This is a genomic window from Pelomonas dachongensis (assembly GCF_043555865.1).
GTDB lineage: Bacteria > Pseudomonadota > Gammaproteobacteria > Burkholderiales > Burkholderiaceae_C > Pelomonas > Pelomonas dachongensis.
In genome coordinates this window covers 157927-176081 of sequence record NZ_JBIGHY010000006.1, presented here as the reverse complement: position 1 = coordinate 176081, position 18155 = coordinate 157927, and the positions used below count along the sequence as shown (strand labels likewise).

The 18155-nt window shown below is 67.3% G+C and carries 20 protein-coding genes and 1 tRNA gene; 14 read left to right on the top strand and 7 right to left on the bottom strand.

The genetic code is table 11. From position 1 onward, the window contains the following. The first annotated feature begins 1 nt into the window (after position 1). From acnD to ACG02S_RS17240, 4 genes are read left to right on the top strand one after another with little or no spacing between them, the layout of a single operon-like run. Positions 2 to 2620 carry a Fe/S-dependent 2-methylisocitrate dehydratase AcnD gene (acnD, locus tag ACG02S_RS17255; protein ID WP_394471714.1) on the top strand — a complete coding sequence of 873 codons (2619 nt, stop codon included), beginning with the start codon at positions 2 to 4 and terminating at the stop codon, positions 2618 to 2620. Beyond that, positions 2617 to 3798: a 2-methylaconitate cis-trans isomerase PrpF gene (gene prpF / locus ACG02S_RS17250; protein WP_394471713.1), complete on the top strand. Its 1182-nt coding sequence runs from the start codon at positions 2617 to 2619 to the stop codon at positions 3796 to 3798. Before acnD ends, prpF begins: the two co-directional genes overlap by 4 nt. Before the next feature lie 17 nt (positions 3799 to 3815). Then, complete coding sequence (locus ACG02S_RS17245; RefSeq protein ID WP_394471712.1) at positions 3816 to 4676, top strand: isocitrate lyase/PEP mutase family protein; 861 nt, start codon at positions 3816 to 3818, stop codon at positions 4674 to 4676. 34 nt (positions 4677 to 4710) lie between these two features. After that, complete coding sequence (locus ACG02S_RS17240) at positions 4711 to 5325, top strand: phosphohydrolase (protein WP_394471711.1); 615 nt, start codon at positions 4711 to 4713, stop codon at positions 5323 to 5325. Positions 5326 to 5329: 4 nt separating this feature from the next. On the opposite strand, the gene ACG02S_RS17235 is transcribed toward ACG02S_RS17240, so the two are convergent. Both ACG02S_RS17235 and ACG02S_RS17230 read right to left on the bottom strand, forming a co-directional pair. Next, on the bottom strand, positions 5330 to 5527 hold the full coding sequence (locus ACG02S_RS17235) for a hypothetical protein (protein ID WP_394471710.1): 198 nt from the start codon (positions 5525 to 5527) through the stop codon (positions 5330 to 5332). 54 nt (positions 5528 to 5581) lie between these two features. Beyond that, positions 5582 to 6475, bottom strand: a complete 894-nt coding sequence (locus ACG02S_RS17230; RefSeq protein WP_394471895.1) for a LysR family transcriptional regulator — start codon at positions 6473 to 6475, stop codon at positions 5582 to 5584. Between the two features lie 114 nt (positions 6476 to 6589). Here ACG02S_RS17230 and ACG02S_RS17225 point away from each other — a divergent pair, with 114 nt between their 5' ends. Genes ACG02S_RS17225 through mmsB form a run of 4 tightly spaced genes read left to right on the top strand, consistent with a single transcriptional unit; the run spans position 6590 to position 10984 of the window. Beyond that, a complete protein-coding gene (locus ACG02S_RS17225) occupies positions 6590 to 8101 on the top strand; it encodes a CoA-acylating methylmalonate-semialdehyde dehydrogenase (protein WP_394471709.1) in 1512 nt (503 codons plus the stop codon). A gap of 9 nt (positions 8102 to 8110) precedes the next feature. Further along, entirely contained in the window at positions 8111 to 9268 is a 1158-nt protein-coding gene (locus ACG02S_RS17220) for an acyl-CoA dehydrogenase family protein (protein WP_394471708.1), read from the top strand. A gap of 13 nt (positions 9269 to 9281) precedes the next feature. Further along, a complete protein-coding gene (locus tag ACG02S_RS17215) occupies positions 9282 to 10064 on the top strand; it encodes an enoyl-CoA hydratase (protein WP_394471707.1) in 783 nt (260 codons plus the stop codon). A gap of 20 nt (positions 10065 to 10084) precedes the next feature. After that, complete coding sequence (gene mmsB, locus ACG02S_RS17210; RefSeq protein ID WP_394471706.1) at positions 10085 to 10984, top strand: 3-hydroxyisobutyrate dehydrogenase; 900 nt, start codon at positions 10085 to 10087, stop codon at positions 10982 to 10984. A 68-nt stretch (positions 10985 to 11052) separates the two neighbouring features. Here the strand turns inward: mmsB and ACG02S_RS17205 are convergent, their stop codons facing one another. Beyond that, positions 11053 to 11328, bottom strand: a complete 276-nt coding sequence (locus tag ACG02S_RS17205; protein WP_394471705.1) for a hypothetical protein — start codon at positions 11326 to 11328, stop codon at positions 11053 to 11055. Between the two features lie 289 nt (positions 11329 to 11617). Here ACG02S_RS17205 and ACG02S_RS17200 point away from each other — a divergent pair, with 289 nt between their 5' ends. The 5 genes from ACG02S_RS17200 (at position 11618) to ACG02S_RS17180 (ending at position 15103) form a co-directional block, all read left to right on the top strand. Continuing rightward, a complete protein-coding gene (locus ACG02S_RS17200) occupies positions 11618 to 12121 on the top strand; it encodes an FxDxF family PEP-CTERM protein (RefSeq protein WP_394471704.1) in 504 nt (167 codons plus the stop codon). A 106-nt stretch (positions 12122 to 12227) separates the two neighbouring features. Beyond that, positions 12228 to 12503 (top strand): hypothetical protein, encoded by a 276-nt coding sequence (locus ACG02S_RS17195; protein ID WP_394471703.1) that lies wholly within the window; start codon positions 12228 to 12230, stop codon positions 12501 to 12503. A 598-nt stretch (positions 12504 to 13101) separates the two neighbouring features. Further along, positions 13102 to 13404, top strand: a complete 303-nt coding sequence (locus ACG02S_RS17190; protein ID WP_394471702.1) for a helix-turn-helix domain-containing protein — start codon at positions 13102 to 13104, stop codon at positions 13402 to 13404. Next, complete coding sequence (locus ACG02S_RS17185; RefSeq protein WP_394471701.1) at positions 13401 to 14435, top strand: type II toxin-antitoxin system HipA family toxin; 1035 nt, start codon at positions 13401 to 13403, stop codon at positions 14433 to 14435. Before ACG02S_RS17190 ends, ACG02S_RS17185 begins: the two co-directional genes overlap by 4 nt. A gap of 134 nt (positions 14436 to 14569) precedes the next feature. After that, positions 14570 to 15103 carry a hypothetical protein gene (locus tag ACG02S_RS17180; protein WP_394471700.1) on the top strand — a complete coding sequence of 178 codons (534 nt, stop codon included), beginning with the start codon at positions 14570 to 14572 and terminating at the stop codon, positions 15101 to 15103. A 115-nt stretch (positions 15104 to 15218) separates the two neighbouring features. Here ACG02S_RS17180 and tnpC read toward each other — a convergent pair whose 3' ends face one another. The 3 genes from tnpC to ACG02S_RS17165 form a co-directional block, all read right to left on the bottom strand. After that, on the bottom strand, positions 15219 to 16796 hold the full coding sequence (gene tnpC, locus ACG02S_RS17175; protein ID WP_394471699.1) for an IS66 family transposase: 1578 nt from the start codon (positions 16794 to 16796) through the stop codon (positions 15219 to 15221). A 76-nt stretch (positions 16797 to 16872) separates the two neighbouring features. Next, positions 16873 to 17205, bottom strand: coding sequence for an IS66 family insertion sequence element accessory protein TnpB (gene tnpB, locus ACG02S_RS17170; RefSeq protein ID WP_394471698.1), 333 nt, complete (start codon positions 17203 to 17205; stop codon positions 16873 to 16875). After that, on the bottom strand, positions 17202 to 17591 hold the full coding sequence (locus ACG02S_RS17165) for a transposase (protein ID WP_394471697.1): 390 nt from the start codon (positions 17589 to 17591) through the stop codon (positions 17202 to 17204). Before ACG02S_RS17165 ends, tnpB begins: the two co-directional genes overlap by 4 nt. 164 nt (positions 17592 to 17755) lie before the next feature. Here ACG02S_RS17165 and ACG02S_RS17160 point away from each other — a divergent pair, with 164 nt between their 5' ends. Further along, positions 17756 to 17986: a hypothetical protein gene (locus tag ACG02S_RS17160; protein ID WP_394471696.1), complete on the top strand. Its 231-nt coding sequence runs from the start codon at positions 17756 to 17758 to the stop codon at positions 17984 to 17986. A gap of 27 nt (positions 17987 to 18013) precedes the next feature. Here ACG02S_RS17160 and ACG02S_RS17155 read toward each other — a convergent pair. Then, positions 18014 to 18085: transfer RNA gene (locus tag ACG02S_RS17155), tRNA-Met, on the bottom strand. Positions 18086 to 18155: the final 70 nt, after the last annotated feature.

Genomic DNA, 18155 nt, shown 5'->3' with positions numbered 1-18155 from the left:
CATGAACACGCCGTACCGCAAGTCCCTGCCCGGCAGCACGCTGGACTACTTCGACGCCCGCGAGGCCGTCGAGCGGCTGGCGCCCGGTGCCTGGGCCGCTCTGCCCTACACGGCGCGCGTGCATGCCGAGAACCTGGTGCGCCGCGCCGACCCCGCGCAGCTGGACGACTACCTCGGCCAGTTGATCGGGCGCAAGCGCGACCTGGACTTCCCGTGGTTCCCGGTGCGCGTGGTCTGCCACGACATCCTGGGGCAGACCGCGCTGGTGGACCTGGCCGGCCTGCGCGACGCCATCGCCAAGGAGGGCGGCGACCCGGCCAAGGTGAACCCGGTCGTGCCGGTTCAGCTGATCGTCGACCACTCGCTGGCCGTTGAGTGCGGCGGCTTCGACCCCGACGCCTTCGCGAAGAACCGCGCCATCGAGGACCGCCGCAACGAGGACCGCTTCCACTTCATCGAGTGGACCAAGCGCGCCTTCGACAACGTGGACGTGATCCCGGCGGGCAACGGGATCATGCATCAGATCAACCTGGAGAAGATGTCGCCGGTGGTCTATGTTGCTGAGGGTGTCGCCTTCCCCGACACCTGCGTCGGCACCGACAGCCACACGCCGCACGTTGATGCGCTGGGCGTCATCGCCATCGGTGTAGGTGGGCTGGAGGCCGAGAACGTGATGCTGGGCCGCGCGTCGTGGATGCGCCTGCCCGACATCGTCGGCGTGGAGCTGACCGGCCAGCGCCAGCCGGGTATCACGGCGACCGACATCGTGCTGGCGCTGACCGAGTTCCTGCGCCAGCAGAAGGTCGTCGGCGCCTATCTGGAGTTCTACGGCGCCGGCGCGCGCAGCCTGTCCATCGGTGATCGCGCGACCATCTCCAACATGTGCCCTGAGTACGGCGCCACCGCCGCTCTGTTCAGCATCGACGAGCAGACGCTGGCGTACCTGCGCCTGACCGGCCGCGATGAAGCGCAGGTGCAACTGGTGGAGACCTACGCGAAGACGGCCGGCTTCTGGGCCGACAGCCTGGCCGACGCCAGCTATGAGCGCGTGCTGACGTTCGATCTGTCCACGGTCGAGCGCAACATGGCCGGCCCGTCCAACCCGCACCGCCGCCTGCCCACCGCAGCGCTGGCCGAGCGCGGCATTGCCGTCGATCTGGACAAGGCGCGCGCGGAAGAAGCGCAGGGCCTGATGCCCGACGGCGCGGTGATCATCGCAGCCATCACCAGCTGCACCAACACCAGCAACCCGCGCAACGTCATCGCCGCCGGCCTGCTGGCGCGCAACGCCAACCGGCTGGGCCTCCTGCGCAAGCCTTGGGTCAAGTCGTCTCTGGCGCCCGGCTCCAAGACCGTGGAGCTGTACCTGAAGGAAGCCGACCTGCTGGGGGAGCTGGAGCAGCTGGGTTTCGGCATCGTGGCCTTCGCCTGCACGACCTGCAACGGCATGAGCGGCGCGCTGGACCCGGCCATCCAGCAGCAGATCATCGACCGCGACCTGTACGCGACGGCCGTGCTGTCCGGCAACCGCAACTTCGACGGCCGCATCCACCCTTACGCCAAGCAGGCCTTCCTGGCGTCGCCGCCGCTGGTGGTCGCCTACGCGATTGCCGGCACGATGCGCTTCGACATTGAGCGCGACGTGCTGGGCGTGGCGGACGGCCGCGAGATCCGCTTGAAGGACTTGTGGCCCGGCGACGACGAGATCGACGCGCTGGTCGCCAAGGCGGTCAAGCCCGCGCAATTCCGTGCCGTCTACGAGCCGATGTTCGCCATCCACGCCGACGGCGGCGAGCGCGCCGCGCCGCAGTACGACTGGCGCCCGCAGTCCACCTACATCCGCCGTCCGCCCTACTGGGACACGGAAGGCACCGGCGCGCTGGCCGCACACCCGCGCACCCGCCGCGGGCTGCGCCCGCTGGCCATCCTGCCGGACAACATCACGACCGACCACCTGTCGCCGTCCAACGCCATCCTGATGAACTCGGCCGCGGGCGAGTACCTGCATCAGATGGGCCTGCCGGAGGAGGACTTCAACTCCTACGCCACCCACCGCGGCGACCACCTGACGGCCATGCGCGCCACCTTCGCCAACCCGACGCTGAAGAACGAGATGGTGCGCAATGCCGATGGCACGGTGCGTGCCGGCTCTCTGGCGCGCGTCGAGCCCGAGGGCCAGGTCATGCGCATGTGGGAGGCCATGGAGACCTACCAGCAGCGCAGCCAGCCGCTGATCATCATTGCCGGCGCCGACTACGGCCAGGGCAGCTCACGCGACTGGGCTGCCAAGGGCGTGCGGCTGGCCGGCGTGGAGGTCGTCGTGGCCGAAGGCTTCGAGCGCATCCACCGCACCAACCTGATCGGCATGGGCGTGCTGCCGCTGGAGTTCCTGCCCGGCACCAACCGCCTGACGCTGCAACTGGACGGCACAGAGACCTACGACGTCGAAGGCGACATCGCCCCGGGCGCGACGCTGGCGCTGGTCATCCACCGTCGCGATGGCCGTGTGGACCGCGCGCCAATGCGTTGCCGTCTGGACACTGCAGAAGAAGTGCAGGTGCACGAGGCCGGCGGCGTGCTGCAGCGCTTTGCGCAGGACTTCCTGGCGGAGCACGCATGACCTACGAAAAACAAGTACGCATCCCCGCCACCTACCTGCGCGGCGGCACCAGCAAGGGCGTGTTCTTCCGGCTGGAAGACCTGCCCGAGTCGTGCCGCGTTCCCGGAAAGCCGCGCGACCGGCTGTTCCAGCGTGTCATCGGCAGCCCCGACCCTTACGCTGCGCAGATCGACGGCATGGGCGGCGCCACCAGCAGCACCAGCAAGTGCGTGATCATCTCGCCCAGCACGCGCGCCGGCCATGACGTGGACTACCTGTACGGCCAGGTGTCTATCGACAAGGACTTCGTCGACTGGAGCGGCAACTGCGGCAACCTGTCCACCGGCGCTGGCGCCTTCGCAATCCACGCCGGCTATGTGCGCCCCGTGCCGCAGGACGGCGTGTGCACCGTGCGCATCTGGCAGGCCAACATCGGCAAGACCATCGTGGCGCATGTGCCCGTGCGCGGTGGCCAGGTGCAGGAGAGCGGCGACTTCGAGCTGGACGGCGTGACCTTTGCGGCCGCCGAGATCGTGCTGGAGTTTCTGGACCCGGCCGACGACGGTGACGACGGCGGCGCGATGTTCCCCACCGGCCACCTCGTCGACGAACTGGACGTGCCTGGCCTGGGCACACTGAAAGCCACGCTGATCAACTCCGGCATCCCCACCGTGTTTGTCAACGCGGCCGACATCGGTCACACCGGCGCCGAACTGCGCGAGCACATCAACGGCTCGCCCGAACTGCTGGCGAAGTTCGAGGCCATCCGCGTGGCCGGCGCCCTGCGCATGGGCCTCATCAAGACGCCCGAAGAAGCCGTCACCCGCCAGCACACGCCCAAGATCGCCTTCGTCGCGCCGGCCGCCGACTACACCGCGTCCAGCGGCAAACAGATCAAGGCGGCCGACATCGACCTGCTGGTGCGCGCGCTGTCCATGGGCAAGCTGCACCACGCCATGATGGGCACGGCCTCCGTTGCCATCGCGACCGCGGCGGCCATTCCCGGCACGTTGGTCAACCTCGCCGCCGGCGGCGGCGCGAGGGAGGCGGTGCGCTTCGGCCACCCGTCCGGCGTGCTGCGCGTCGGCGCCCAGGCCGCGCAAGCCAACGGCCAATGGACCGTCACCAAGGCCGTCATGAGCCGCAGCGCGCGCATCCTGATGGAAGGCTTCGTGCGCGTGCCGGCCGGCAGTTTCTAACTCAACATCAACACGTCATGTCCACCCGCAAGCAACTCAAGGCCCTGGTTGAAGCCCGCCGTGGCGTCATCGTGCCGGGCGCGTTCAACGCGCTGTCGGCGAAGGTCGTCGAAGACCTGGGCTACGAGGCCCTCTACGTCACAGGCGCCGGTGTCACCAACATGTGGTTCGGCATGCCCGACCAGGGCTTCATGGGCCTGGCCGAGATCGCCGACCACACGGCCCGCATCCGCGACGCCGTCGAGCTGCCGCTGATCGTCGACGCCGACACCGGATTCGGCAATGCGCTGAACGTCGTCCACACGGTGCGCACGCTCGAGCGTGCCGGCGCCGACTGCATCCAGCTGGAAGACCAGATGGCGCCCAAGCGCTGCGGCCACTTCTCGGGCAAGGAAGTCATCTCCGCCGAGGAAGCCACGGCCAAGATCAAGGCTGCCGTGGACGCACGCCGCGACAGCGACTTCATGATCATGGCGCGCACCGACGCCGCCGCCACGCTGGGCTTCGAGGCCGCCATCGAACGCGCGCAGATGTTTGCCGAAGCCGGCGCCGACATCCTGTTCGTCGAAGCCGTCACGAAGGCGGACGAAGTCCGCGCCCTGCCGCAGCGGCTGGGCAAGCCCCAGCTGATGAACATGGTCATCGGAGGCAAGACGCCCATCTTCGGCGCCGAGGAACTGGGCCGGATGGGCTATGGCATCGTGCTGTACGCCAACGCCGCGCTGCAGGGTGCCGTGCTGGGCATGCAGAAGGCGTTGACCGCGCTGCGCGACGACAAGCAGGTGCTGGAGAGCAGCGGCCTGGTCGCACCCTTCGCCGAGCGTCAGCGCCTGGTCGGCAAGCCGGCGTGGGACGCGCTGGAGAAGAAGTACACCTGACGCAATCTGGTCAACCGGCTTTTATGCTGCCGGCATGAGTTCCCCTGCCCCCTCCCGCGCCTGGATACGCCTGCCCTCCGGCCGCGCGCTGGACCTGATCAACCCCGCCCCCGATGCCTGGACGGACGAGGATCTGGCGCTGCGGCTGGCGCGCACCTACCGCTGGGGCGGCGAGTCGGTGTGGCCGTGGCCGCTGTCGGTCGCGCAGCATTCGCTGCTGGTGCTGGCGCTGCGCCGCGAGGCCGCCGAGCGCCCGCTCGGCGCGGCCTGGGTGCGCGCCGAGCTGCTGCACGATGCCGAGGAAGGCTTCCTCGGTTTTGACTGCATCTCTCCATTGAAGCGGGTGCTGGGCGCGCCGTTCCGTGAGGTCAGCGAGCGGCTGCTGGCCGCCATCGCGCAGCGCTACGACCTGCCCGACTGGACGCCCGACGCCTACCGCGCGCACAAGCTGGCCGACAGCATTGCCGCTGCCTCCGAAGCGGTGCACTGCACCGGCTGGTCGCGCGACGAGGTGCGCGAGGTGCTGGGCATCAAGCAGGCTGTGCGCGACGACGACCCGCTGCAGGCCGTCTACGGTGGCGCGGCCTGGGAGCCCTGGCCGTCGGACGTGGCGGCAGCGCGGTTCCTGGCCGCGTTGCGCGGCAGCTAGGCAGCTAGGCCTTGCGCGACGCGGGTGCCGCGTCCACGCGCTCGCCGTTGACGTAGCTCACGCCGTCGATGACCTCGATCAGCATGTCGCCGAACGCGCTGCGCCAGACGTAGCGCAGCACGCCCTCGGTGGCCAGCGCCAGGTCGGCCTGCGGCGACGGGTCTGCACCCAGCAGGATTTGCGGCAGCGGTTCTGCGTTCATGGTGCAAAACAGCATACGCCGCAACGCCGTGACGGATGTTTCCAGGCACGACCGTCACACCGCCAGCAGCCGCGCGCCTTCGTCATCGGCCACTTGGCGCAGGAAGCTCCACACCGCCTGCATGCGCGGCAGCTGCCGCGACTCCTGCGGCATGGACATCCAGAACGTACGCCGGAACTGCTGCTGCGGCAGCAGGCGCTCCAGGCGCGGGTCGCGCGTGGCGACGAACGCCGGCAGCACCGCGATACCGGCGCCCGCCACCACCGCCTCGCACTGCGCCAGGATGCTGGTCGAGCGCAGCGAGAACCGCTGCGGCCGGTGCAGCTCGTCGAGGATCTGCAGCTCCTTGCTGAACAGCAGGTCATCCACGTAGCTGACGAAGCTGTGCCCGGCCAGGTCCTGCGCGGTGGCGATCTTCGGGCGACCCTTCAGGTAGTCGCGGCTGGCGTAGAGGTGCAGGCTGTAGTCGGCCAGCCTGGCCACGATGACCGGCCCGCGCGCGGGCCGCTCCAGCGAGATGACGATGTCGGCCTCGCGCCGCGACAGGTGTACCAGCCGCGGCAGCGCCAGCAGGTCCACCACCAGGCGCGGGTGCGCGAGCGAGAAGCGCGACAACGCCGGTGCCAGCACCAGCGTGCCGAAGCCCTCAGTGGCGCCGATGCGCACGAGGCCTGCCAGGCCCTCGTCCGCGGCCGTCACCGGCGCGCTGCGCTCGACCTGACGGAACGCCGCCTCCATGGCCTCGACCTGCGGCAGCAGGCGCCGACCGGCCTCGCTCAGCCGGTGGCCGTCCACCTCGCGCGTGAACAGCGGCGAGCCGCTCTGCTGCTCCAGCGCGCGGATGCGACGGGCGACCGTGGTGTAGTCCACCCCCAGCCGCCGCGCTGCGGCGTGCAGCGTGCCGGCGCGGGCCAGCTCCAGGAAATAGCGCAGGTTGTTCCAGTCCATCGTGATGCGCATTTTTGCAAACCTGCAGCGCAGTTTTGCGCCTTGCTGACGCAAAAGTGCAAAGCTAGGATGAGCCGAGATCGCGTCCCGCGACCCCTTCTTCTGGAGACACTGATGCATGCCGGCACCGCCATCCCCACCGTCCCGTTGCTGATCAACGGCGAGTTCGTCGAGTCGCGCACGGCGCACTGGCGCGACGTCGTCAATCCGGCAACGCAACAGGTGCTGGCCCGCGTGCCCATGGCGACGCCTGACGAAGTGGCTGCGGCAATCGCCAGCGCGCAGGCCGCGTTCAAGACCTGGAAGAAGACGCCCATCGGCACGCGCGCGCGCATCTTCCTGAAATACCAGCAGCTGATCCGCGAGAACATGAAGTCGCTGGCCGCCACGCTGACCGCGGAGCAGGGCAAGACGCTGGCCGACGCCGAGGGCGACGTGTTCCGCGGTCTGGAGGTGGTGGAGCACGCCGCCAACATCGGCAGCCTGCAAATGGGCGAGCGCGCGCACAACGTGGCCGGCGGCGTCGACACCTACACGCTGCTGCAGCCGCTGGGCGTGTGCGCGGGCATCACGCCGTTCAACTTCCCCGCCATGATCCCGCTGTGGATGTTCCCGATGGCCATCGCCACCGGCAACACCTTCGTGCTCAAGCCGTCCGAGCAGGACCCGATGGTGACGATGGAGCTGGTGAAGCTGGCGCTGCAAGCCGGCATCCCGGCCGGCGTGCTGAACGTGGTGCACGGCGGCGCGGACGTCGTCAACGCGCTGTGCGACCACCCGGACATCAAGGCCGTGTCCTTCGTCGGCTCCACACAGGTCGGCACTCACGTCTACCACCGCGCCTGCGCGGCCGGCAAGCGCGTGCAATGCATGATGGGCGCGAAGAACCACGCCATCGTGTTGCCCGACGCGCACAAGGAGCAGACGCTGAACGCGCTGGCCGGCGCCAGCTTCGGCGCGGCCGGGCAGCGCTGCATGGCGGTGTCGGTGGCCATCCTGGTGGGCGAGGCGCGCAGCTGGATTCCCGAACTGGTGGCCAAAGCGAAGACGCTGAAGGTCGGCGCGGGCGATGCAGCCGGCACCGATGTGGGCCCGCTGATCTCCTGCGCCGCGCGCGACCGCGTGGAGGCGCTGATCGAACGCGGCGCGGCCGACGGTGCGAAGCTGGAGCTGGACGGCCGCGAGCCGCCGCTGGACGGCGCGCTGCGCAAAGGCAACTTCGTCGGCCCGACCATCTTCTCGGGCGTGAAGCCCGGCATGAGCATCTACGACCAGGAGATCTTCGGCCCCGTGCTGTGCATTGCCGAGGCTGCGACGATGGACGAAGCCATCGCCATGATCAACGCCAACCCCAACGGCAACGGCACGGCCCTCTTCACGCAGTCGGGTGCGGCGGCGCGCAAGTTCGAGGAGGAGATCGACGTGGGCCAGGTCGGCATCAACGTGCCCATCCCGGTGCCGGTGCCGCTGTTCTCGTTCACGGGCTCGCGCGCGTCCAAGCTGGGCGACCTGGGACCCTACGGCAAGCAGGTCATCATGTTCTATACGCAGACCAAGACAGTGACGGCGCGCTGGTTCGATGACGATGTGTCGACCGGCGTCAACACGACGATTTCTCTGAAGTAAGGCCGCGCGATGGACTTCGAGCTGAGCGAGGAGCAGCGCGCCTTTGCCGACACCGCGCGTGCGTTTGCACAGACCGAGCTGGCGCCGTTCGCGGCGCAGTGGGACCGCGAGCAGACCTTTCCGCGCGACGCGATCCGCGCGGCCGGCGAGCTGGGCTTGTGCGGTCTGTATGCGCCAGAGCGCATCGGCGGCCTGGCGCTGCCGCGGCTGGACGCGACGCTGGTGTTTGAGGAGATGGCCGCGGTAGACCCGTCCACGACGGCCTTCATCACCATCCACAACATGGCGACGTGGATGCTGGGAACCTGGGGCAGCGACGCCGCCTGCGAGCGCTGGGGCGCCGACCTCGTCGCCGGCCGCAAGCTCGCGTCTTACTGCCTGACCGAGCCCGGCGCGGGATCGGACGCCGCCTCGCTGAAGACGCGCGCCGACTGGGATGGCACGCAGTGGGTGCTGAACGGCAGCAAGGCCTTCATCTCGGGCGCGGGCGCGACCGACGTGCTGATCGTGATGGCGCGCACCGGCGGCGCGGGACCGTCGGGCGTGTCGGCCTTCGTCGTGCCGGCCGATGCGCCGGGCGTCGGTTACGGCAAGAAGGAGCACAAGATGGGCTGGAACAGCCAGCCCACGCGCACCATCAGCTTCGACGGCGTGCGCGTCGGGGCGGACGCACTGCTGGGCACCGAGGGCCAGGGCTTCAAGCTGGCGATGAAGGGGCTGGACGGCGGGCGCATCAACATCGCCACCTGTTCCGTGGGTGCCGCGCAGGGCGCCCTGGACGCCGCGCGTCGCTACCTGCACGAGCGCCAGCAGTTCGGACAAAAGCTGGCCAGCCTGCAGGCGCTGCAGTTCCGCATCGCCGACATGGCCACCGAGCTGGTCGCCGCACGCCAGATGGTGCGGCTGGCCGCGTCGAAGCTGGACGCCAGCCACGCCGAGGCCAGCACCTATTGCGCCATGGCCAAGCGCTTCGCGACCGACGCGGGCTTCGCCATCTGCAACGAGGCGCTGCAGCTGCACGGCGGCTACGGCTACCTGAACGAGTTCCCGCTGGAGCGGCTGGTGCGCGACACGCGCGTGCACCAGATCCTCGAAGGCACCAACGAAATCATGCGCGTCATCGTGTCCCGCCGTGTGCTGCAGGACGACGCTTCCGACATCCGCTGAACAAGGAATCGACATGACGGACTACACCGGCCTGAAGCTGGAAAAACGCGGCCACACCGCCCTCGTCACGCTGCACAACCCGCCCGCGCACACCTGGACGGCCGACAGCCTCGCGGCGCTGACGCGCCTCGTGCACGACCTGAACGCCGACCGCGACATCTACGCGCTGGTCATCACCGGCGACGGCGAGAAGTTCTTCAGCGCCGGCGCCGACCTCAAGTTGTTTGCCGACGGCGACAAGGGCGTGGCCGCCACGATGGCCAAGCGCTTCGGCGACGCGTTCGAGACGCTGTCCGCGTTCCGCGGCGTCAGCATCGCCGCCATCAACGGCTACGCGATGGGTGGCGGGCTGGAATGCGCGCTGGCTTGCGACCTGCGCGTGGCCGAGGCGCACGCCGTCATGGCGCTGCCAGAGGCGGCCGTGGGCCTGCTGCCCTGCGCGGGCGGCACGCAGTGGCTGACATGGACCGTCGGCGAGAGCTGGGCCAAGCGCATGGTGCTGCTGGGTGAGCGGGTGGACGCCGCCACGGCGCTGCGCATCGGCCTGGCCGACGAGGTCGTCGACAAGGGCCAGGGCCTGGCCCGCGCGCTGCAGATGGCCGAGGCCGTGCGGAAGCAGAGCCCCAGCAGCGTCGCGGCTTGCAAGCAGCTGATCCAGGGCGCGCGCCACATGCCGGCGCAGCAGGCGCTGATCCGCGAGCGCGAGCTGTTCGTCGGTCTGTTCGACACCGAGGACCAACGCGAAGGCGTCGGCGCCTTCCTCGGCAAGCGCGCACCGCAGTGGAAGAACCGCTGAATACCCCAAGAGGAGACTCCATGATCACGACACGCATCGCCTTCTTGGGCCTGGGCAACATGGGCGGCCCAATGGCCGTCAACCTCGCGAAGGCCGGCCACGGCGTCGCTGCGTACGACCTCAGCGCCGAAGCCTGCGCCAAGGCCGCCCAGCAGCCCGGCGTGACTATCGCGCCGTCGGCTGCTGCCGCCGTGGACGGGGCGCAGATCGTCATCTCTATGTTGCCGGCCAGCCGGCATGTCGAGTCGCTGTACCTGGGTGACGAGGGCCTGCTGGCGAAGCTGCCGGCCGGCACGCTGGTCATCGACTGCAGCACCATCGCACCAGCGTCCGCGCTGAAGGTCGCGCAGGCGGCCGCCGCGCGCGGCATTGCCATGCTGGATGCGCCCGTCTCCGGCGGCACCGCCGGCGCCGCGGCCGGCACGCTGACTTTCATCGTCGGCGGCGAAGCCGACGTGCTGGAACGCGCCCGGCCGGTGTTCCAGGCCATGGGCAAGAACATCTTCCACATGGGCGCCAGCAGCGCCGGCCAGGTCGCCAAGCTGTGCAACAACATGGCACTGGGCGTCATCATGGCCGTCACCGGCGAGGCGCTGGCGCTGGGCGCGGCGCATGGGCTGGACGCCAAGGTGCTATCACAGATGATGGCCGTCAGCACCGGCCGCAGCTGGGCCACCGAGGTCTGCAACCCCTGGCCCGGCGTGCTGGAAAACGCGCCGGCCTCGCGAGGCTACACGGGCGGCTTCGGCAACGACCTGATGCTGAAGGACCTGGGTCTGGCCGTCGAAGCCGCGATGGGCGTGGGCGCGACGATCCCGCTCGGCGAACTGGCCCGCAACCTCTACGCATTGAACAAGCAGGCCGGGCGCGGCGGGCTGGACTTCTCCAGCGTCGTCCAACTCGTCAGCGACAAGGCCTGACGACAGGCGTGGCCGGCGTTTGTTGAGTTCAGTGACACGGCCCCGGTCAGGCCGCTGCGGCGACCGGGTCAGTCGACCTCAGTGGGAGCCGGCAGGGAGGTGTCCTCAGCACTGGTTTCACCCTGTTGCCGGATGCGCTGCTGCTCGCCCGGGCGCTGGGCAGGATCTTCCTGCTGCTGCTGCGGGTGCTGCGGCAGGCGGGTGGCCGGCGGGTTCCACGTGCCTGCATCCGACGGCGGGTTCTCGGGCTGACCCGCTTGCGGCGCCTGGTGCTGCGCCTGGGTGGCATCCTGGCTCCCCTGCTGCTGGGCCTGCGAGGTGGTGCGAGACGGTGGGTTGCTCATGATGCGAATCTCCGGGGTTCGTCAGCCAAGGCGGCGCCTTGAATGCTGAGCCGAGAGCCTCCCGCATCCGCGGCCTTCTCTTTGTCGGACAGCACCGCAGTTGCGATTTCTCGGCGCCACTCAAGAGAGTGCCTCACGGCGAACTGCGACGTCACGCGTGTCGGCACGTTTGACAGATGACTTCCGCGCAAAGCGTCCGACCCCGGTAAGTGGTTATCCCTGAAAGGGTTGTTGCCGATGGCACAAATCATGCTTTAAGTGCCAAGCAACCTTTCACTATGGAGTCTCTGTGAAACTGAAATCCATCGCTGCCGCGACGCTGGCGTTCCTCGCTGTTACCGGGGCGCAAGCCGCCGACACGACTTGGGGCACGCATCCCGACGCACCGGTGCTCACCGGCGCCTGGAATGCCGCAGGCAATTTCCTCGATACGTTCTCGTTCTCGCTGGACTCGACGTCCAACGTCACGAGCAGCGTGCTGTCGTTCGGCAATTCGCTGGGCGGCAACTACGGCCTGTGGTCCTTCGGTTCCGACAACGCGTTCGGCACCGCCGACGACGTGTCGCTGGGCCTGTGGAATCTGAGCGCGCTGCCCGGTCCCGCGACCAACAACGTGTTGATGCTGGATGCCGGCAGCTACTACTACACCGTTGGCGGCCGCGCGTTGGCTGGCGGCTCTGCCTACGCGCTGTCGTCCACCGTCACGGCAGTCCCGGAACCCGAGACCTACGCGCTGCTGGCAGCCGGCCTCGGCATCGTCGCGTTCGTGGCTCGCCGCCGCCGCGACTTCTGATCTCCAACGTCACGAGCCCTTTGGGGGGCGGTGCACAGCACCGCGAACGCTGACCCAGGGCGCCGATGGCGCCCTGTTCTTTTTGTCTCCGTCACCCGCTCAACGCATGCCCGCCTACTTCAACACCTATGTCGACGAAGAACAGCTCCTGACCTACGAGGGCGCGGATTTCGACGAGGTACGCCTGGCTGATCGGTCCGGCGAGCTTGGCGCGGAGGTGTGGTGCTGGACGCGGCGTGACGTCGATCACTTCAAGGCCAGCTGGCTGAGGCTGATCGTTGCCGTCGACGACAAGGACTCATCAGCAACCGTGGAGCGCGTCCGGGCCGCTCTGAAGCCGAGCCCGGTGAGCGACCCTCAACGCCCGCGCTGGACGCATTGAACATGTCTTGTGCATGAAGCCGCTCGCACGCCACCGGCAGCGCCAAGGACCCGACACTCTCGCCCCTGTACCGAACGGCGCCCCAGACCGCCCTCGCCGACCCGGCCCACGCGGGGTTTTATGCGGTGAACTGAAGCACCGTCTTTTGCAACTGCTCCACTAGGTCCACACAACCCTGATTCCGCACCTCGACCTCCTCGGCCGTGGGACCAACGACTTAGCGTCCATCAACGAGTCGCGCCAGGAATTTGGGCGCCGCTCCGGGCAATGTGCCGGCTTGAGTGCCGCCGGGAAAGTCAGCTGGAACCATGCCCCATTCTCTTGAGATGGCTCGTCGTGGCGCACGCCGCGACGGCGCTCTCTTGCACCTGTCGCCACTATAGATGCCGTATTTGCTATCAATCAAACTGCCAAGGAGGGTATTTACAGTCTGTATTTGACTGACTTCCCCATCCTTGCATAGCAAATACAGCAATAAATCAGCACACCCCCAGCAGCAAAAGATGCCTTATTTGCTATATTCATGCATGCAAGAAGTGCACTCGCCTCGAAGGTGAGAGGGACTTCACGCCAACTACCGCGATAGCACATACAGCATATGGACAGCCTTTACTCCCTCGGTAGAGCGGTGGCGCAGCTCAGGCAGGAGCGCGGGATGACCCAGAAGCAGCTCGCGGCGCTTTGCGGCCTGGGGCAGTCGACCCTGGCCCGCTTTGAGACGGGGGGCGTCGCGGAGTTCGGCTCACGCAAGCTGCTCCGCTTGTTGGAGGTTCTGGGCCACGAGCTGACGTTCACGCCCAAGAGCAGCAGCTTCACTCTGGACGACGCCCTGGCAGAGCGGCAGCGGCTGGCGCGGGAGCCGGATAACGCCGATGTTCCGCGCAGGCGTATGAGCCGATGAAGCTGCACGTCTATGTCCACAACCAGCCTGTCGCCACGCTGGAGTCGACAGACGGCTTCCGGCATGTGATGACGTACCACCCGGACGTCCAGCCTGAGCAGTTCGTCTCCCTGCTTATGCCCGTGCGCACGGAGTCCTATGCCTACCCTGAACTGCATCCGCTGTTTCGGATGAATCTGCCCGAGGGCTTCCTGCTCTCCATCCTGCAAGAGCAACTCGGACCGCACGTCGGCGCATCGCCCCTGAACCTGCTCTCTGTCGTCGGGCGCAATGCCATCGGGCGAGTCAAGGTCGCCACACCAGGCGCTGACCCAACGCAGCCGCCGGTGCCGTTCGACCTGAGCGGCATCCTGCGGGGCGACAACTCGGAAGAGGCCTTTGTGGACCTGGTGCGCCGACACGCAGCGTCAGGCGTGTCCGGCGTCGTTCCGAAGTTCCTCTCCCCGAACGCCCTTGGCGAGCACGGCAAGGGCACGCTGGCCACCGAGCGCTACATCATCAAAGGCACGACCGCTCGGCTGCCCGGCGTGGCCCTCAACGAGCATCTGTGCATGGAGGTGTCACGCCAGGCTGGGTTTCCGACGGCAACGACCGAGGTCTCCGCCGATGGGCAAGCGCTGGTGGTGCACCGCTTCGACTTCGAGGACGACGGCACGACCCGCAAGGGCATGGAGGACTTGTGCAGCCTGCTCACGCTGCGGCCGGAGCAGAAGTACGAGTCGACCTGGGAGCGCGTGGTCGGGCGCATCAAGGACGTCACGCTGCAGGCCGAGCAGCAAAACACGGCGCTCTCGCACCTTGCCGACCTGATGCTGCTGACCTACGCGCTGCGCAACGCCGACTGCCACACCAAGAACATTGCCCTGCTCTACAGCGCCCGCGACCGCATCGAGCTGGCGCCCATCTACGACATGCTGACCATCACGGTCTACGACGACTACGCGAAGAATCCACCGGGCATGCCCGTCGTATGCGTCCGGTCAAGTCGTCTTGACGCCCCGGATTCAAGGCGGTCAGCGATCACAATCTGACTTCGATATCAGCCCAAGACATTGATGCGTCACCGTGGTGTTGTGAGGTATGCGTCCGGTCAAGTCGTCTTGACGCCCCGGATTCAAGGCGGTCAGCGATCACAATCTGACTTCGATATCAGCCCAAGACATTGATGCGTCACCGTGGTGTTGTGAGCCTATTCCTGCTGCTGATCCTTGCCGTTGGCGGGCTGCTGCTTGACAGCGTTTTTGGCGATCAGTTTCTCGCGGTTTATTCGATACCGACGGCGGTGCTTGCACCGATGCTGATCGCTCCATCAGCACTTCTCATGACGTCAACACCATTGCGTGCTCAAGTGCGTGCCCGATATCCCACGGCTTGGGTCAGATGGCTTGTTTGGCCTGCCTTCATTCTCTGCCTGGCAGGCATGCTATTCATCTCGGGCCAAGGCTGGGTAGCGGGCGGAAGTCGGCTACTTGCGCGCGATCAGTCGACTGTCGAACTTCAGGTGGTGACCGTCGGTAGGTACGAGTCCCGGCGGACGCTTTGCCTTCAGCGGGTTGAAGTGAAGTACATGGAGGTCAAGTCACGGCTGTGCGCAGACCCGTTTCTGGCGCAAGGCGAGGTACTTGACGGCAAGAAGTTGCTGGCAGTTGGTGTCACCTCGCCGTTGGGCCTGCACATCGAAGCACTGCGGCTGCAGTGAGCAACGGCGACCACCCTTGTTGGTGATCGGTCGGTCGCCTCCAACACGTCGCGCAGTTAGGCATAGGGATCAAGCTCGTTGAGCTTGGCCGAGTGGATCAGCCAATCTGTAGCGCCTAGCTGCGCGTCGTGGGTTCCATCCAGCGGTGCGGCAGTAGCTCGTCGATCCTGCTGGCCGGGTGAGTCGGCAAGCGGTCCAGCACGTCCTTGAAGTAGGCGTACGGGTCGTGCCTGTTGATGCGGGCCGAGTGCAGCAGGCTCATGATTGCCGCGGCCCGTTTGCCCGCCCGCAGGCTGCCAGCGAACAACCAATTCGATCGTCCAACCGCAATCGGGCGGATCTGGTTCTCGACCCAATTGTTCGAGATCGGCACGTCGCCGTCGTTCACGAAGTGCGTGAGCTCCTTCCAGCGCTTCAAGCTGTAGTCGATCGCCTTGATGGTGGCGGAGCCCGGCGGCACCAGCTGCCGTTGCCCGAGCAGCCATCGGTAGAACACGGCGAGCACCCGTCGTGACTTGCGCTGGCGAATCCGCCGGCGCTCGTCACTGGTGAGCTGCTCGGCCTGGCGCTCGATGCGGAACAGGGCTTGGTAGAAGCGCAGCGCTTGCTCGCCGACCTTGCTGCCGTGGTTGGCCCAGAGCTCGTGGAACTTCCTGCGGCTATGGGCCATGCATTGGGCGGAGGTGACCCCCTTGTCGACACAGGCCGAGTAGCCACTGAAGCCGTCGGTGACGAGCGTTCCTTGCCAGGCGTTGGGCGTGTCCAGGCGCAGGAAGTCTCGGACGTTCTCGCCACTGCGGGTCTCGCTGAACTCGAACACCACCGCCTTGACCGGGTTGGTGCTCGGCGTGCAGTACGACCAGATGTAGGCCTTGTGGGTCTTGCCGTTGCCGGGCTTGAGCATGGCCACCGGCGTCTCGTCGGCGTGCAACACCATGTGGCGCCGGAGTTCGTCGGCCAGGGCCTGCACCAGCGGCTGCAGCTGCGCGCCGCAGGCGCCCACCCACTCCGCCAGCGTCGAGCGGGCGATCACGTGGCCGGCCCGCGCGAACACTGCCTCCTGCCGGTACAGGGGCAAGTGATCCATGAACTTGGCCACTAGCACGTGGGCCAGCAGGCCGGTCGTCGGGATGCCCTTATCGATCACGTGTGCGGGCACCGGCGCCTGCACGATGCGCTCGCAGCACTTGCAGACCCACTTGCCGCGCACATGGCGCTCGACCGTGAACACGCCGGGCTGGTAGTCCAGCTTCTCGGACACGTGTTCGCCGATGCGCTGCATGGCCTGGCCGCAATTCGGTGTCGGGCAGCTCGTGTCTGTCGGCTCGTGCGGCACGTCGCGACGCGGCAGGTGGGCGGGGAGCTGGGCGCGCTTGGGTTGCTGCTTCTCGTCCTCGTCCTTCTTGTCGCTCTTCTTGCGGTGGCGCTGCAGCTCGCCGTCGAGCTCATGGATGTCGGTGTCCAGCGTCTCCTCCAGCAGGCTTCTCTGCTCGGGCGAGAGGGTGCTGGCGAAGCGCTCACTGGTGGCGGCGAACTTCATCCGCTTGAGGATCGCCATCTCGTGCGTGAGCTTGTCGATCAGCGCCTGCTTGAAGGCGAGCTCGGTGTCACGCTGCTGGACCTGGGCGAGCAGGGACTGCACGGCCTGCCGCGTCTGCGGGTCCAAGGCGTCCAGTTGCTGCGCACTGATCATGGACAGCCATCGTGCCGCATCGTCGCGCTCAGCACATCGGCACATCCAGCAATTGCCCGTGCCAGGGCACTGCACTTCAGATCGTGCGGATGATGCCGGCCTCGCCCAGGCGTTGCCACGGTAGGCCCAGCACCAGCGCGTCGAGCTGCACGCGCGTCAGGCTCAGCGTGCTCGCGCCGCCCAGCGGCCACACGAACTTGCCGGCATTGAGCCGCCTGGCCGCGAGCCACACGCCGATGCCGTCATGCACGAGGACCTTCATGCGGTTGGCGCGCCGGTTGGCGAACAGGTATGCGTGGTGCGGATGCGCGGCACCGAAGATGCCGACCACGCGGGCCAGCGCCGCTTCGGTGCCCAGCCGCATGTCCAGCGGTTGCACGGCTAGCCAGACCGCATCGACGCGGATCAACCCAGGACCTCGCGCAGCCAGGCGGCGCTGCATGCGTCCATCGGCAGCTCGGCATGCACGGCCGTGCTGCCGCGGCGGATCTCCACGGAGATGCGGCTCCGCACTTGCACCGATACGGACGGCAAGGCGGGCGGCACCTCCTGCGGCATGGGCAGTTGAACGAACGCCGGCACCTCCGCCGCGTCCTTGTGTGCACTGCTCGGCACGCGCTCATCAGCCTCCCGAACCCAGCGGCGCAGCATGTTGGCGTTGAGGCCGTTGGCCAGAGCCACCGCCGCCGTCGAGACGCCGGGCTGGCGCGCCAGCTCGACAACTAGTGTCTTGAACTCTGCCGAGTGCCGGCGCCAGCTACGCCCGGTCGGTGTCGTCGGTTCCTCTGTGCTCAAGTCTGAAGTGCCCATATGTCCACGCATGTCGTGGACACAAGCATCCAAGTTCGGTCCCCCGACTTCAAGGTGACTTGGGCGGACGCATACTGCCCGTCGACGGGCGCAGCACCTGGATGCCTGGCAAAGCCCTGGAGCGGTTTCTGCAGACGAGGTGCAACGTCATGCCGGCGCAAACGCTCGAGCGCGTCGAGCGCATCTGCGAGGCCATCGTTCAGGTCACGCCACAGGTTGTCGAGGCCGCAGAGAGGTACCCAGCGTTCTATGAGACGGGCAAGCGCATGCTGCACACTTGGAGCGACGGGATGAACAGCTTGCGCCTTCAGAAGACCTGGAGTCTGCCGCGGGGGGATACTGTACCGAAGCCCATCTTCGGCACCGTCGGCGATTCGTGAAATCGCCCGCAAACCCGCATGAATACATGGTAGGCCGTATTGGATTTGAACCAATGACCAAAGGATTATGATTCCATCCAATACCTATGCAATGGGCCTGCTTTGCCCTTCAGATCAAGTACTTATTGGCCCCAACCCATGCATTGGAGCTGCTTTATCCAACTATGCG